Below are 15,073 nucleotides of genomic sequence, written 5' to 3'. Positions count from 1 at the left end.
GTCGCGGGATGACATTATAGGTTACTGGATTCCTACTTTCGCAGAAATGACATAGCGTACTTAAATAGAAAAAATACAAATGTTATTCAATATAGCTAATTCGGTCGGTAAACGTACTGTAAAGTTTGCACAAAGTGTAGGTAGTTTCTCTCTATTTAGCTTTGCTGCCGTTAGCAGTATCATAAGACCGCCTTTATATTTGAGTTTAATCATCAGACAATTATTATTTATCGGGTTTCACTCGCTTCCGGTTGTTGCGATGACGACTTTTTTCTCAGGTGCGGTACTTGCATTACAGAGCTATATCGGTTTTTCCCGTTTCTCAGCTGAAAGCTCTATTGCAACGGTAGTAGTATTGTCGCTGACTAGAGAGCTTGGACCTGTCTTAGCTGGACTAATGGTAGCGGGAAGAGTTGGGGCATCAATCGCCGCCGAAATAGCCACAATGAGAGTAACAGAGCAGGTAGATGCTTTATATACTTTATCTACCGATCCTATTAAATATTTAGTTTTTCCAAGAGTAATAACAGCTATTATTACAATGCCTTGTCTTGTTTTAATCGGGGATATAATTGGTGTTATGGGCGGTTATTTGGTAGGGGTATATAAACTTGATTTTAATAGTGCAGCTTATTTAACCAGTACTTTTCAGTATTTAGAACCGATTGACGTAATTTCTGGTCTTGTTAAAGCGGGAGTTTTTGGGTTTATTATTTCTATAATAAGTTGCTATAGCGGCTATTATTCAGGTAAAGGGGCTAAGGGAGTTGGAAGAGCAACTACCTCGGCAGTAGTGAATTCTTCTATCCTGATCTTAATCAGTAATTATTTAATAACTGAATTATTTTTTAAAGTATAGGTATACTCGTTTAATTTGGAAAAGAGCTAGGCGTTTTATATTTTTTGATCCTCACGTACGTTTATGTACGCTGCGGTCAAAAAATATAAAACAACAAAACCAATTTTTCAAATTAAACGAGTATACAGTTTTTTTGTTTATTTGGAGTATGCATGAGTGTAGAAGAATTTAAAATTAAAATTCGGTCATTATATAAATCATTTGCTAATCATAAGGTGTTAGACGGAATAGATTTGGATGTAAAAAAGGGCAGTTCATTAGTTATTTTAGGTGGTTCCGGTAGCGGCAAATCAGTTCTAATTAAAAATATAGTAGGATTGATTAAACCTGATAAAGGTAAAATTTTTATTGATAATGTAGAAATCCAAGATATCTCAAGTAAACAAAAATTTGAGATTATGGATGGTATAGGTTTTTTATTCCAAGGCGGAGCATTATTTGACTCCTTAAATATACGTGATAATATTACTTTCGAGACTAAAAAATTATCTAAGAAAGAAAAAAACGACCTTGCCGGTGCAAAGCTTAATTCCGTTGGTTTATCCCCTAGAATACTCGAGCTTTACCCTGCCGAATTATCGGGAGGAATGCAAAAAAGAGTAGCCCTTGCTAGGGCTATTTGTAGTACACCGTCGATTTTATTTCTTGATGAACCGACCACAGGGCTTGATCCTATCATGGCAAATGTTATCAACGAATTAATTATAAAAATCCAAGAAGAGTTAGAGGCAACTACGATTACTATAACTCATGATATGATTAGTGCCGCAAAAATAGCTAAAGAAGTAGCTATGATTTATCAAGGAAAAATTAAATGGTACGGTAGTAAAGATGAAATGCGTAATAGTGATAATCCTTATTTAAAACAATTTATAAATGGATTAACTACTGGGCCTATAGAGGTATAAAATGTTTAAGAACTTATTATGTATAATAATATTTCTAGGTATAAATCTAAATGTTTATGCTATAAATTCTAGCTCTTATACGACAGATGATATACTAAAAATAGTAATTATTCTTGGAATAGTTATTTTAATTTTTAGTCCTGCAAAATTCCGTATAATCGTTATCGGTACTATGTTAGGCTTGTCTTGTGCCTATTTCACGTATAAATACATCGTACCTATCTTTATTTCTTTACTAAATGGACCATAAAGATAAATATTGCTATTAGTGATGCCCCACATCTCTTCTATTTTCTCTTCTAATAGTATCAATTTAATATTCTACAATTAATCTAAAGCTCTAACTCCCCCGTGATAGCCATCTAATTCAAAAGAATTGGGATGTATATTTTTACATGCATCTAAACCTATTATATTAATCATATTAGTATTATTATCAATACCATTAAGTAGTACGAATATCTTCCAAGTATTTAGATGATTCAGGCGAATCATTACCTCCAATTATTCGCACTTTTATTAAATCTTGTTCTATCAATTCATTCTGATTAAAGTCAGTAATTAATTGCTCTAACTGTTGTGAATTAATATTTCTAGCTAATGCTATTTTATTTAATTTTATGGAAAAGAAACTACAGGCAATCTCTTCATTTAAATCTTTAGTATAAATTACTAAATCATCATTTATATCAAAAATTTTATATTCTTGTGAGTTAATTTCAATTTGCATAGTTTATTTACTTTGTTGATTATTTTTGTGTAAAGCAATATTTTTATTGGGAAGAGTATAGCTAGGTGCAGCTATTTTTGTCTTAGTACTTATATTTTTTTAATATCTTATCACTTGTTAAGTTTAATTTTGGTTCATTTTTTGTTTTATTACTACTAAAAATATTTATGAACAAATCTTTTATTTTTTGTACACTTTTTTGTATCTAGGATTTTTTAATATTACTATCTTGTTGGTAGGTAGAATGAGTAAGTGCTAATGTTTTATTAATTTCTGAACGTACACTTTCCAACGGATTTAAATTGTTAGATAATAAATAATCAGTTTTAGCTATTAAATTATTTACAATTTTTGTTTGTTCTTGATCATTTAGATTCAATTCGTGAACTCGATTACTAATATTTTTAGTTACTACATTTTTTACTAATTTTGGATTAGTTTTTTGAATTTCCTCTGCTACTTTAGTAAGTGGTCTTGATATTTGATTAGATTGCCATTTGTCCATAGAATTAGGATTTTGATTAGATCCTAATAAATATTGCTGAATAATATGTTTTTGTTGGATTTCATTTAAAGAGCGATTAGGTATATTTTTATTTTTAGTTAAATCAAAAGCTTTATAAAGTACAGGAGTATTACTTCCTATACTTAAATGTACTTGTCTAGCAGCGGTTGTTTTATCCTCTCTACCCGGAACAGTTACATGTTATTGGATCAAATATAATTCCTAATGGGGCTCCCTTGTCTTCTATATCTGTAGATTTTATATTTACGTTAAAGTGGTTATTTAATTCTTGTGTTACTTTACGAATATTACCATCTGATACCGCAATTGATACTGCAGATCTATCACACCCTCCTACTAAATAAGCTTCTAATTTAGTATTAGGAGGAAAGTGGCTTATTACATCATGTGTTAAAGAACTAGCATCAGTAAATCTGTCAACATGGGCTAATGCAGTTTTTTTAGTTAATGGATCATGTAAAATTACAGCAACGCATTGTTGAATGTTATCAGTGCCTATCTTTTCTTTATCAGAAAAACCAACTTTATACTGTTCCACACGAACAGCTTCATAATCAACTATACCTTGCTGTAATGAGTAAGCATATGCATACTGCGCTATTGAATTTTCTTTACGGTTTTGAATTTTATAAGCAGCTCCTAAAGCTAATCTTGCCATTAATTCTTTAGCTTGGTCATTATTAGCTTGGCTAATGTTCCTTGTTGTTGATGTGCAGTGACTATAATTCTTTGTATGAATTTTCTACATTATAATATTTCTTTGCTTCAAAAGAATTCTCTATGCTATCTTGAAATTGTTGAATAGCATTATCAAACAGTCCCAGTTGTTGATAGCTACGTCCTATCATAGTATTAGATATAGGAAAGAAAATTACTGTCAGTTTGACCTATAGCAATTTGTTCAGCTTGTTGTAGTGGTTTAAGAGCAACAAGATGATTGTCTTTGCTATATAATTTTAATCCTTCATTATACAAAAAGCTGCTTGATTATGATCAATTTGCTCCTTTATACTTAATGGTTTTGGAGTAAGATTACTAATATATTCAGGAAAACTTGAAGGCAACTCTCCTAATTTTTTAATTAGTCCGGTGATATTACCTTGAACTGGATTCCCATTAATAAGCATAGATTTATAATAGTTTAATTAATTTATATTTTTATATAAAACTCTGTTATTTAATAAAAATCAAGCATTAGCTAATACGTAGCTACAAAATAATTATCTCTTGACACTAGGGGAGTATTGCTTTATATTCTTTATCTATTGTATATACTCGATGAACTTCAAAAATTGGCTACGTCGTTCTACAAGATCTGCGGTGCTCACGTATTAAGTATACGCTCCGCTCCTCGGCTTGTGAACTCTTAGCGCTTTTTGAAGTTCATCTTCGTATATGACTCTTCATTTACTTGAAGTATATTTTATAAGTTTTAAGGTATTTAGCTTATGTCTCGTAAGTGCGAACTCACAGGTGTGGGTGTTTTATACGGCAACAATGTATCACATTCTCAGCGTAAAACTAGAAGACGTTTTGAACCTAATCTAAGGTCGGTTAAGTTTACAAGTGATATAACAGCCGGGGAATATAGATTATCGGTTAATGCTAGATGTATTAGTTCAGTGGAAAAAGCCGGGGGTTTTGATGCATATATTCTAAAAGCCGATGATAATGTTTTATCAAGTAACGCTAGAGCTATTAAGAAAAAAATAATTCAGACTAAAACAGCAAAATCATTATGAAAAGCGGTATACATCCAGAATATAAAAAGTTTTTGATTAAAGTAGGAAGCGATGTTTTTGAAACAATGTCTACTCATCCTACAGGTGAAATTTTAATGGATGTTGATTTTAGAAAGCATCCGGCATGGAATAAAGATTCCGGAAATGTAGTAAATCAATCGAACAAAAGTATTAGTGATTTCAATAAAAGATTCTCAGGTCTTTCTTTCGGTAGTAAGAAAGAAGCTAGCTAGGCTTTGTTTGTGGATAACAAATCGTCATTGCGAGGAAATTGCATAGCAATTGACGAAGCAATCTAGTAAACAATTCTGATTTATAGAATTTTTTTATTATTTTTTCTGGGTTGCCGTGCAGTCTACGACTACTCGGTATCTACGCAAGAATGACACTAACAATATTCACGTAGTATTGGACTAAGTCAAAATATAACATAGATAAATCGTCAATTCAATTATTGCGGGGTGGAGCAGCTCGGTAGCTCGTCAGGCTCATAACCTGAAGGTCGTTGGTTCAAATCCAGCCCCCGCTACCATATTTTTTAATGTCATGCTAGCTCACTTATAGTGTTATTGAAGTCTGCTGATGCCATTCCTAACTCAGTGTTGTTGCATGGTTTGGTTTTTCTGTCATTGCGAGAAGGCATTATTTCGTGGTTCGGTAAAATTCGCTGTGTTACCCCGTGGCTTGCACGGGGTCCATAAAAACAATAAAAAATACTAATAATTTTAGTATTTTTAACTGGATCCCGTGGTCAAGCCACGGGGTAACACAGCGAATTTTACCGAACCACGAAATAATGCCTTCTCGCAATGACGACTTGGTATTCACGCAGGCAATGCCTAATTACATCCAATACGAAAGCAAATTATGACTACTCAGAAAATAGTGCCTACAAAATCAACTGATGGCAGTAAGCTTTTTCGTCATCAAGCTAAATTTGTAGTCGGTGCTATGAATATAAATCAAATCCCCAATTTTTCATTACCGGAAATTGCTTTTGTCGGTAAGTCAAATGTCGGCAAATCAAGCCTAATAAACACGATATGTAATAATAAAAATCTTGCTAAAGTTTCTAATACTCCAGGGCGTACTAGGCAAATCAATTTCTTTAACCTTGCAGATAAACTTATTATAGTTGACCTTCCCGGTTATGGTTTTGCTAATGTTCCTATATCAGTCAAAGAGCAGTGGGGAGTGTTAATTAGTTATTATTTACGAAATAGTTATAATTTAAGGTTAGTTAACTTATTGATTGATTCAAGAAGGGGTATAAAAGAAAATGATAAGAAAGTAGCTGATCTATTATTTGCAAATAAAAGAGAATTTCAAATTATTTTCACAAAATCCGATAAAGTTACGGATCATAAAAACCTTAACGATGAAGCACAGAATTTTCTTGCAACTTTAAACTACTCATGTAATGTTATGTATGTAAGCAGCAGGAGTAAAGAAGGTGCAAGAGAACTTAAAGCTAGTTTGGCAAAATGCATCAAACCTCAAAAATAAAGAGGTAGATAGTATTTCTTCATTAAATAACATTGCTATAATTAAGAATATAATAAAGTGTAGTAGTGAGTTGAAGAATCAAGCAATAGTTCTAAAATTACCTGCTACTATTATTATTGACGATAAATTATTTACGGCTTTTATTGAATCTGTTAGATTGCTTGAGATGTGCGGTGCTAAAATATATATAGTAACAAAGTTAAGTAGTATAGGTTGTTATGCAGTTGGTATTTCAGGTAAGGATGCTAATTTACTGCAAGCAAAAAAATCAAAACTATCTTACCGAAAAATTGTAAATCATGATGTTATAAATATTGGTTTTTTAAGCGAGCCTATTATGATTAATCCAGAAATTTTATTAAATTTTGCTTTTATTAAATTTTGCAGATAATAATATTATACCCGTGATAGCACCGTTTGCGAGCGACGATCAGGAGAAAACGCATTTATTAAATGTTAACTTAACGGTAGCAACAATTACTTCTGCATTAAGTGCAGAACATTTAATATTGCCATATGAGATATTACAGGTATCCGAGACGTTTCCGTATAATATAAAAATACGAGATATTAACTTGTTGAAATCAATGTTAGATGATAGTAATAATTTCATCGAAGAAGCATTAATTAAGATAGCAGTTAATGCCCTTGAAAATAATAATGGTTACGTACATTTTGTGAATAGTGAAGCACCGAATTCAATATTGTCAACTATGTTTGATATTAATATAAATTAATAGAGGTTTTTTATGGCAGGAGCATTAGCATCCGATCTTTTATTTGTAGGGTTAACTAGACCGCCGATGATATTTGGAGTAAGTATTAAGTTTGCTGCATTAAATATGATAATGACGATGATAGTATTTATTTGGAATAACGGCATTATGGTTTTATTCATTGCAGCTGCTTTGCATTTGGTAGCTTATATTATATGTTTTAAAGAACCGAGATTCATAGAGCTATATTTAAATAAAATGTCAAGAACTAGCCAATGTCCTAATAAATTTTACTACGGAGCAAATTCGTATAATATTTGAGTTTTATGTCATTCCCGAGTAGGCGGGAATCCAGTAACATTTAATGTCATATCGCGCCTTGATCGCGGTATCTTAGGACACAGTCTGTGATACAAGATCCCGTGGTCGTAGCCACGGGATGACAACAAAAAATCTGGATTCTGCCTACGCGGGAATGACATGAAAAGAGGTATAACTGACAAAATAAATCAAAATAGTTAAATCAGGTGAGGTAATGAAATTATTTAGAACTAGAGCAGCTAAAGAATTAAGGTCTAAACAAGAAAGACCCACTTCGCATTTTATTCCTTATAAATGTCATTGGGATAGTAATACTATTTTAACAAAAGATAATTCTTTATTACAAGTTATTAAAATAAATGGATTTTCTTTTGAAACTGCTGATGATGAAGATCTAGACATTAAAAAGAATATCAGAAATGCCTTACTTAAAAATATGGCTTCGGGAAATATCATTATGTATTTCCATACTATTAGAAGACGTAAAGCAGTAATATTTGACGATACGGAATTTACTTATGATCCTACCGTAAAAGTCCCTAATGATTTTATTACTTATTTAGGTGCAGAATGGCGTAAGAAACATGCTGGGGCTAGGTCGTTTTTTAACGAATTATATGTTAGTATTTTATATAAGCCTGATACTGGCGGTGTTGCTATAGTTGAGTATTTTCTAAAGAAGCTTAGACAGAAATCTAATAAAACCGCTTGGGAAAACGACATGAAAGAGATGAAAGAAAATCTTCAAGAAATGTCAACTAGAGTGATTAATACATTCAGAAGTTACGGAGCAAGATTACTTGGAGTTCGTCAAACGCAGTCAGGTAGTTATTGTGAAATTTTAGAATTCCTTTCATCTTTAATCAATTGCGGCGATTCACCGGGTCCTATAGCATTACCGCGTGGTACTATTGACGAATATTTACCGACTCATCGCTTATTTTTTGATTCTCGTACTATTGAAGCAAGAAGTCCGCTTGGCAAGAAATATGCCGGAATGATCAGTATACTTGAATACGGTCCTAATACTTCGGCAGGAATTTTTGATGGATTCCTGCAAATGCCTTTTGAATTTGTTATGACGCAAAGCTTTGTTTTTGTTAATAGAACAGTAGCGATCGGTAAAATGCAATTACAGCAAAATAGAATGATACAATCCGGTGATAAAGCGACTTCACAAATTGCTGAAATTAATACGGCCCTTGATATGGCCACTAGCGGTGATATCGCTTTCGGTGAGCATCATTTATCGCTTTTATGTTCCGCAAATAATATTAAAGCTTTGGAAGATATATTGTCAATGGCAGCAGTTGAGCTTTCTAATTCAGGAATTCAGCCGGTTAGAGAAAAAGTTAACATGGAACCTAGCTATTGGGGACAGTTGCCGGGAAATATAGATTATATAGTGCGTAAATCCACTATAAATACTCTTAATATGGCTAGCTTTGCCTCACAACATAATTATCCGCTCGGTAAAATTAGAGATAACCATTGGGGAGAATATGTCACAGTACTTGATACTACTTCAGGTACACCGTTTTATTTTAATTTCCATGTAAGAGATGTTGGACATACTCTCATTATCGGTCCAACCGGTGCCGGTAAAACAGTTCTGATGAATTTCTTATGTGCTGAAGCACAAAAATTCAAACCTCGTATGTTCTTTTTTGATAAAGATCGAGGAGCAGAAATATTTATACGTGCTTTAAACGGAGTTTATACAGTAATTAATCCGGGTTTAAAATGCAACTTTAACCCTTTACAGCTTGAAGATACTAGTGAGAATAGAACGTTTATTTTAGAGTGGCTTCGCGTGCTTGTAACTTCTAACGGTGAAAGTTTAACTGCACAAGATAATAAAATCTTATCTCAAGCGGTAAGCGGTAATTTTAGATTAGCAAAACAAGACAGAAGGCTTAGTAATGTTATAGCATTTCTTGGTATTGATACACCAAATAGTTTGGCAAGTAGGATTGCAATGTGGGTTGGTAAAGGTTCACACGCTAAGATATTTGACAATGAAATAGATGATATTGATTTACAAAAAGCAAGAGTATTCGGTTTTGATATGACTGAATTACTTAAAGATCCTGTAAGCCTTGCACCGGTATTACTATATATTTTCCATCGTATTAATATCTCTTTAGATGGGCAGAAAACTATGATAGTACTTGATGAAGCATGGGCTTTAATCGATAATCCGGTATTTGCACCTAAGATCAAAGATTGGTTAAAAGTGTTGAGAAAATTAAATACTTTTGTTATATTTGCTACGCAGAGTGTCGAAGATGCTGCAAAAAGTAGAATTAGTGATACGTTGATTCAACAAACAGCTACGCAGATTTTTTTACCTAATTTGAAAGCTACGGATATTTATCGTAGTGCATTTATGTTGAGTCAGCGAGAATATATTTTAATTAAAACTACCGACCCTACTACACGTTATTTTTTAATAAAACAAGGAATAGATGCCGTAGTGGCAAAAGTTAGCTTAGATGGTATGGATAACATAATCAGTGTTTTATCCGGTAGAGTTGAGACTGTAATATTGCTCGATCAAATTAGAGAGAAACACGGCAATGATCCGGATAAATGGTTACCTATATTTTATGAAGCAGTTAAAACATTATAAATGCCTGTCCGTCATCCCACGGCTTGACCGCGGGATCTTGTCTCACAGAGTGTATTCTGAGATCCCGTGGACAAGCCACGGGATGACATTTTTACAATGCGAGGCAAGTAACTAGTTATGAAATTATTTCCTAGTAGTATACTTATAACATTAGTATTAAGCTTTGCCCTAAATTTAGGGCTAGTTACTAAAACTCATGCTAAAGATACTCTTGATAGCATTATAGATATTTTGAGTGGCTTAACTTGCGAAACCCAAGGCGTAGGCGATTTGCTGCGTGCTGAATTTTCTCATACATGTATTGTTGCTCCGTTCTTTACTTTTGCGGTAATGAATCTTGTCTCTCCCGTTTTATACATGAATACGTTTTTAAAGCTTAAAATAAACGACAGTGATTTATTTAACGATAGTAACTTTGGGAATTTCCCCGGAGGTCAATGTACTCGTGAAAACAGAATTGATCCTAAAAATCCAGAATTACGCTTTGCTTTATGTAATAATGCTAAATTAATTGTATCTCGGGCAAAATCTGTTGCAGAATCGGCACTTGCTATTGCTAAAGCCGTCTTAACAGGGAGCGACCCTTGGGATGATATAAAGACAGCGTGGGCAAATAAAAAAAAGGAATATCATGTTCCATATAGTGGTAAGCCCGGTGATGACGGTTTTGCATTTGATTTAGGCTTTCCTGTAATATATTGGAAAGTTATTCAAGATAAAGATAGAATATGCGTATCGACAAAAGGATTTACAGGAGACGTTCCCGTCGGCTGTAAATATATGAAAGAGCCGTTTCCAAAATCCATGTATAATAACTTTATGGATGTAGCAGATAAGGATTTTATTGAGGATCCAAATAAAACTCCCACCGATCCTTTAGCTTTAGTTTCCTGTAGTGCAGCGGGTGATGGATGTTATCAAAAAGCTTATAATGCTTCAAAAACTGCAGTAGTCATGACTTCTCCTCTTATAGAATGTATGAGGCAAATGATTGCTAGATTACTAATTAGTAAAGATGTTTGTAGTTTTGATAATGTAAGCCAAGTGGTTAATTTGGTTTCAAGGCAAGATAGTGCATTCTTTCAGTTTCAAGTAGGAATGTATAAAATAGTTACGGCTTTTCTAACTTTATATGTTATGTTTTTTGGCTTTAAACTATTACTTGCAGGTGAAGTGCCGCCAAAAAGTGAGTATATAAATTTTATATTGAAAATGATATTCGTAACTTATTTTTCAATAGGAATTAATATAACCCCTGGTAATGGTTCTCCGTATGACCGGTTAGATGGCATGATTCAGTGGGCGTTTCCTTTCTTACTTGACGGTATAAACGGTTTAGCAAGTTGGGTTATGAATGCTGCTCCGTCCGGTTTATGTAAATTTAACAATCTTTCTTATGATGGTACCGTTTCTTATATTGCATTATGGGATGCATTAGATTGTAGGGTAGCTCATTATTTAGGGCTTGATATATTATCTACGTTACTTGTCGAAAATGCTTATCGCAGTCATGATTTTTTAAATTTTGATTTCTTTAGTTTTAGTGCTCCACCATATATTTATTTGCTAATTCCGGCGATAATCTCCGGTAATATGATGTTGGTGTCACTCGCTCTTTCTTATCCGTTACTTGTGATTTCGGTTGCTGCCTTTATGGTTAATGCAACGATTATGTGTATGATATCTATAGTAATACTCGGTATTTTGGCTCCTCTTTTTGTACCTATGTTTTTATTCTCATATACAAGAAATTATTTTGATAGCTGGGTTAAACTAATGATCTCGTTCTTGCTACAACCTATGGTGGTAGTTACTTTTATGATCACGATGTTTTCGGTATATGATTATGGTTTCTACGGTAAATGTCAATATAAGAGCAAATTAATTCACAATAGTATAGAAGACAAAATTCAAGGTGGCATTACTTCTAAGAGGGATGTTTTAATATTTTACATTAATAATGATTGGGATGATACGTCACAATATCCTGATAAAGATGCCGTAGAAAGCTGTCAAAATAGTTTAGGTTATATGTTAAATAACCCTATTACCACGGCATTTAACTTTGCAAAAGATAGTGTAAGTGAAATTGTCGATAGTAAACCGGGTAATACCCCTACCGATAAATTTCTTGCTAAATTCCAGTTTTTATCAGGAGTAGTTTTGGGTCCCGGAATGTTTTTCATGTCTCCAAAAGTGCTTTTTGAGAAAATTAAAAATATTTTGCTTGCGTTAGTTACGGCATGTTTTACATTGTATTTGATGTATAATTTTAGTAGTCAGCTAGCTGAATTTGCTGCAGATATGACGGAAGGAGTAGCTCTTAATAATGTTGCTATAAAACCGCAAGCAATATTTAAGGCAGCTATGGCAGTACTTGCTACTGCGGGTGCTGCAACTAAGGGGGGTGATCAGATAGCAAGTAGAGGAGGAGTTGGTGATTTAAAAGCTGGTCAAGGTGGAGGAGCAAGTGATTTAGAGGTAGGGAAAGGCGGACTACCAAATGATAATATTGCTGCAAGCGGAGGTACGTCGGCACCTACGGTAACAACGCCGACAGCTTCGTCTTCTGTAGCAACTTCTAGCCCAAAAACTGTAAGTAGTGAAGCAAGATCAGATGTTGTTACTCCTCCTGCTCCTACAGAAGCTGTTTCACCACCGCCTGCTAGTATTAGAACTTCTATTTCTACACCTGCACCACAAAGTAATATTGCAGCTGAAAGTGTTGGAAAAATCATAAGAGATAATAATCAAGAAAGTAAAAAAGAGATTGATAATACTCCGCCTTCACAGGAAAAAGTTGATAATGCAGCTCTACACGAAAAAGTTGACAGCACAAGTAAAGGTACAGGAGTAATTGATTATAGTTTTAACTTAAAGGAACATGATAATCCGATAGGCATAAAACAGATACGGGAAAATGCAGAGATTCGAGATAAACGTGTAAAAGTAGAAAAAGCATGGAATGAACTAGTAGCAAGCGGAGGAGGAAGAGTAAGAGTAAGAGAACAAGAAGAAGGAGAAATATCAGAACGACGTGCAAATGCTGAAAAGGCATGGGATGAGTTAGTAAAAAGCGGCGTAGTAACAGAAAAAAAAGATAATAGTTCTAATGAAAACTCTTAAAACCTTAAAGCTATTTATTATAGTTTGTATAGCGTCTGTAAGCTTAGCTAGCTTTGCCGGCTTTGGAGAATCATGTTCTAGTTTACCGACTACTTCAGATGGGTATTTAGAAACGGACACGGCATATGGCTATATAATTCGTAATATTGATATGAAAGATCCGAGAGGTAATTGTAACTCAGTTGCGTCTAGTATAACGTTTTGTTTTAAAAATGTAGAAGGTAGTAGTAGTCCTTGCACCATGTATACTTTAAATGAAGGTGACTCTAAAAAGATTAGTGATTTAAGTACCGATAATAATCCTGATCTTGGAGCAAATCCTGTATTAAAGAATATCGTTTTAACGGTTCAAAAATGGGATAATGATCTATGTTTAGTTATGCCTACGTCAAGGGGACCGATGCCGGTAGCATGTAAATCTTTGAGTGCTACACCGACTCCACCTCCTTCTGAGGATGAGAATTGTAATATAGGAAAAAGTTGCTATACGGGAGCAAATTATAGTCAATCATTAATTAATTTTTCCGGTCTTGCAGTTCAGTGTTTGAGCGCAACGCTTAATAAAATATTTTTTGCTGGAAAGAGTTGTAGTGCTCAAGATCAAAATTCTAGAATAACTAATCTTGCTGCTTTTTCTACGTTTCAAGGTTATTTAAAGAGAATTATAGGTGCGGCATTAATTCTTTATACTATGTTTTTTGCCTTTAATATGGCTCTAAATACAGAATATGCAAGTACTGAAAAAATAGCTCTTTTTGTAATAAAATTCTTATTTGTTGCTTATTTTTCTATCGGTCTTGGACCTTTAGATTTTAGCGGCGGTCAGCCGACAAAAGAAAACGGTATGTTAAAATATGGATTACCTCTTTTGACAGGAGCAGCACCGGACTTTGCGCAGATGATCTTTAATGCAGCAGGTTCTAGAGGATTATGTCAATTTGATAATTCAAAGTATAAGGACGGTTATAAATTTTACGGTTTATGGGACGCGATTGATTGCCGTATAGGTTATTATCTTGGTTTGGATTTACTTTATAATATAGATAAGAATGGAGTGTTAGGGAATGTGGTAGGCAATGGTCCCCGTGGTAATAATATACCTATACCTAATTTTGATCCTGACGGCAAAAATGACAGACCGAAGGATTTAAGTAAAGCAGGAGCACTTAGATTTTTTACCGTTATGTTTGGATTCTTTATGTCCGGAAACGTTATTATACTTGCAGCAGGTTTAGTATTTTCTGTAATATTTTTATCTATACTTTTATATTTTATTACGCATTATTTAGTTTGCATGATTACTATTTACGTTATGACATATATTTCTCCTATATTCATTCCTATGGCTCTATTTACTCGTACAAAAGCTTATTTTGACGGGTGGCTAAAAGTATGTATTTCATGTGCATTGCAGCCGGCAATAGTAGCAGGTTTTATAGCTTTATTAATAACTATGTATGATTCCGCAATATTTAAAAATTGTGAATTCCTTAGATATGATTATGAAAAAGGGGATATTAGATTTAGTACTTTTGAGTTAAGGCTTCCTGTTAGCGGGGCAGATCAATGTCAGGAAAGTTTTGGATATAAAATGTTAGAATATTATGCAGGTAAAGGTTGGGAAGAGCATTTATTGATACTTTTTCCAATAAAATCAATTGTTAGAGATGTTGTATCTATTTTAGCGGAACTTTTATGCGTATTAGTATTTTCGGTTATTTTTTATTACTTCTCTAAATCTATAGGGCGATTTGCTTCTGATTTAACTAATGGTCCTAATATGGATGCAGTAACGGCAAGTCCCACTAAAATCGTTGGTTTAGTAAAGAAAGGAGCAGCTTTCCTTAAGGATGCTGCTATGGCTTCGCAAGGTAAGCCGCTGGTAGGAGATAAGCCGGGTGTTGGAGGTAAGCGTAAAGAGGGAAAGCAGCAAGGCGGGGATTTAGAAAGCGGCACAGGCGAAGGAGCTGATTTAGCAAGCGGTTCGGGTGGAGGTAAATGATAGAA

The 15,073-nt window shown here is 33.8% G+C and carries 14 protein-coding genes, 1 tRNA gene and 2 pseudogenes; 12 read left to right on the top strand and 5 right to left on the bottom strand.

What is annotated here, in order from left to right:
* Positions 1-79 precede the first annotated feature (79 nt).
* The 3 genes from C4Q30_RS04460 (at position 80) to C4Q30_RS04450 (ending at position 2,017) form a co-directional block, all read left to right on the top strand.
* The gene (locus tag C4Q30_RS04460; RefSeq protein ID WP_012150352.1) at positions 80-859 is read left to right on the top strand and encodes an MlaE family ABC transporter permease; all 780 of its coding nucleotides are present in this window, start codon (positions 80-82) and stop codon (positions 857-859) included.
* 152 nt (positions 860-1,011) lie between these two features.
* Positions 1,012-1,767, top strand: a complete 756-nt coding sequence (locus tag C4Q30_RS04455) for an ABC transporter ATP-binding protein (protein WP_014013843.1) — start codon at positions 1,012-1,014, stop codon at positions 1,765-1,767.
* A 1-nt stretch (position 1,768) separates the two neighbouring features.
* Positions 1,769-2,017: a DUF5510 family protein gene (locus C4Q30_RS04450; RefSeq protein WP_103897329.1), complete on the top strand. Its 249-nt coding sequence runs from the start codon at positions 1,769-1,771 to the stop codon at positions 2,015-2,017.
* A gap of 77 nt (positions 2,018-2,094) precedes the next feature.
* Here the strand turns inward: C4Q30_RS04450 and C4Q30_RS10480 are convergent.
* From C4Q30_RS10480 to C4Q30_RS08800, 5 genes and pseudogenes are all read right to left on the bottom strand, one after another.
* A pseudogene (locus C4Q30_RS10480) lies at positions 2,095-2,305 on the bottom strand (hypothetical protein).
* Positions 2,306-2,702: 397 nt separating this feature from the next.
* Complete coding sequence (locus C4Q30_RS04440; RefSeq protein ID WP_103897328.1) at positions 2,703-3,002, bottom strand: hypothetical protein; 300 nt, start codon at positions 3,000-3,002, stop codon at positions 2,703-2,705.
* Positions 3,003-3,183: 181 nt separating this feature from the next.
* Positions 3,184-3,681 carry a hypothetical protein gene (locus tag C4Q30_RS04435; RefSeq protein WP_103897327.1) on the bottom strand — a complete coding sequence of 166 codons (498 nt, stop codon included), beginning with the start codon at positions 3,679-3,681 and terminating at the stop codon, positions 3,184-3,186.
* Positions 3,682-3,742: 61 nt separating this feature from the next.
* Positions 3,743-3,871, bottom strand: a complete 129-nt coding sequence (locus tag C4Q30_RS10245) for a hypothetical protein (protein ID WP_280641671.1) — start codon at positions 3,869-3,871, stop codon at positions 3,743-3,745.
* A 108-nt stretch (positions 3,872-3,979) separates the two neighbouring features.
* Positions 3,980-4,150: a hypothetical protein gene (locus tag C4Q30_RS08800; protein ID WP_167310024.1), complete on the bottom strand. Its 171-nt coding sequence runs from the start codon at positions 4,148-4,150 to the stop codon at positions 3,980-3,982.
* A 321-nt stretch (positions 4,151-4,471) separates the two neighbouring features.
* On the opposite strand from C4Q30_RS08800, the gene rpmB reads away from it, so the two are divergent.
* From rpmB to C4Q30_RS04390, 9 genes and pseudogenes are all read left to right on the top strand, one after another.
* On the top strand, positions 4,472-4,765 hold the full coding sequence (rpmB, locus tag C4Q30_RS04430) for a 50S ribosomal protein L28 (RefSeq protein ID WP_004996729.1): 294 nt from the start codon (positions 4,472-4,474) through the stop codon (positions 4,763-4,765).
* A complete protein-coding gene (rpmE, locus tag C4Q30_RS04425) occupies positions 4,762-4,998 on the top strand; it encodes a 50S ribosomal protein L31 (protein WP_103897326.1) in 237 nt (78 codons plus the stop codon). The genes rpmB and rpmE overlap by 4 nt, the downstream gene beginning before the upstream one ends.
* 222 nt (positions 4,999-5,220) lie before the next feature.
* A tRNA-Met gene (locus C4Q30_RS04420) sits at positions 5,221-5,297 on the top strand.
* 335 nt (positions 5,298-5,632) lie between these two features.
* A complete protein-coding gene (yihA, locus tag C4Q30_RS04415; protein WP_103897325.1) occupies positions 5,633-6,271 on the top strand; it encodes a ribosome biogenesis GTP-binding protein YihA/YsxC in 639 nt (212 codons plus the stop codon).
* A pseudogene (locus C4Q30_RS04410) lies at positions 6,219-7,008 on the top strand (amino acid kinase family protein). Before yihA ends, C4Q30_RS04410 begins: the two are co-directional and overlap by 53 nt.
* Before the next feature lie 12 nt (positions 7,009-7,020).
* The gene (locus C4Q30_RS04405; protein WP_045812724.1) at positions 7,021-7,308 is read left to right on the top strand and encodes a type IV secretion system protein VirB3; all 288 of its coding nucleotides are present in this window, start codon (positions 7,021-7,023) and stop codon (positions 7,306-7,308) included.
* A 214-nt stretch (positions 7,309-7,522) separates the two neighbouring features.
* Positions 7,523-9,940, top strand: coding sequence for a VirB4 family type IV secretion/conjugal transfer ATPase (locus C4Q30_RS04400; RefSeq protein ID WP_103897324.1), 2,418 nt, complete (start codon positions 7,523-7,525; stop codon positions 9,938-9,940).
* 117 nt (positions 9,941-10,057) lie between these two features.
* Positions 10,058-13,066 carry a TrbL/VirB6 family protein gene (locus tag C4Q30_RS04395; protein ID WP_103897323.1) on the top strand — a complete coding sequence of 1,003 codons (3,009 nt, stop codon included), beginning with the start codon at positions 10,058-10,060 and terminating at the stop codon, positions 13,064-13,066.
* The gene (locus C4Q30_RS04390; protein WP_103897322.1) at positions 13,053-15,068 is read left to right on the top strand and encodes a TrbL/VirB6 family protein; all 2,016 of its coding nucleotides are present in this window, start codon (positions 13,053-13,055) and stop codon (positions 15,066-15,068) included. Before C4Q30_RS04395 ends, C4Q30_RS04390 begins: the two co-directional genes overlap by 14 nt.
* The last annotated feature ends 5 nt before the right edge of the window (positions 15,069-15,073 follow it).

The organism is Rickettsia fournieri, from assembly GCF_900243065.1.
Taxonomy (GTDB): Bacteria; Pseudomonadota; Alphaproteobacteria; order Rickettsiales; family Rickettsiaceae; genus Rickettsia; species Rickettsia rickettsii.
The sequence above is the reverse complement of the archived record's forward strand: the minus strand, read 5'-3'. Positions and strand labels throughout refer to the sequence as shown.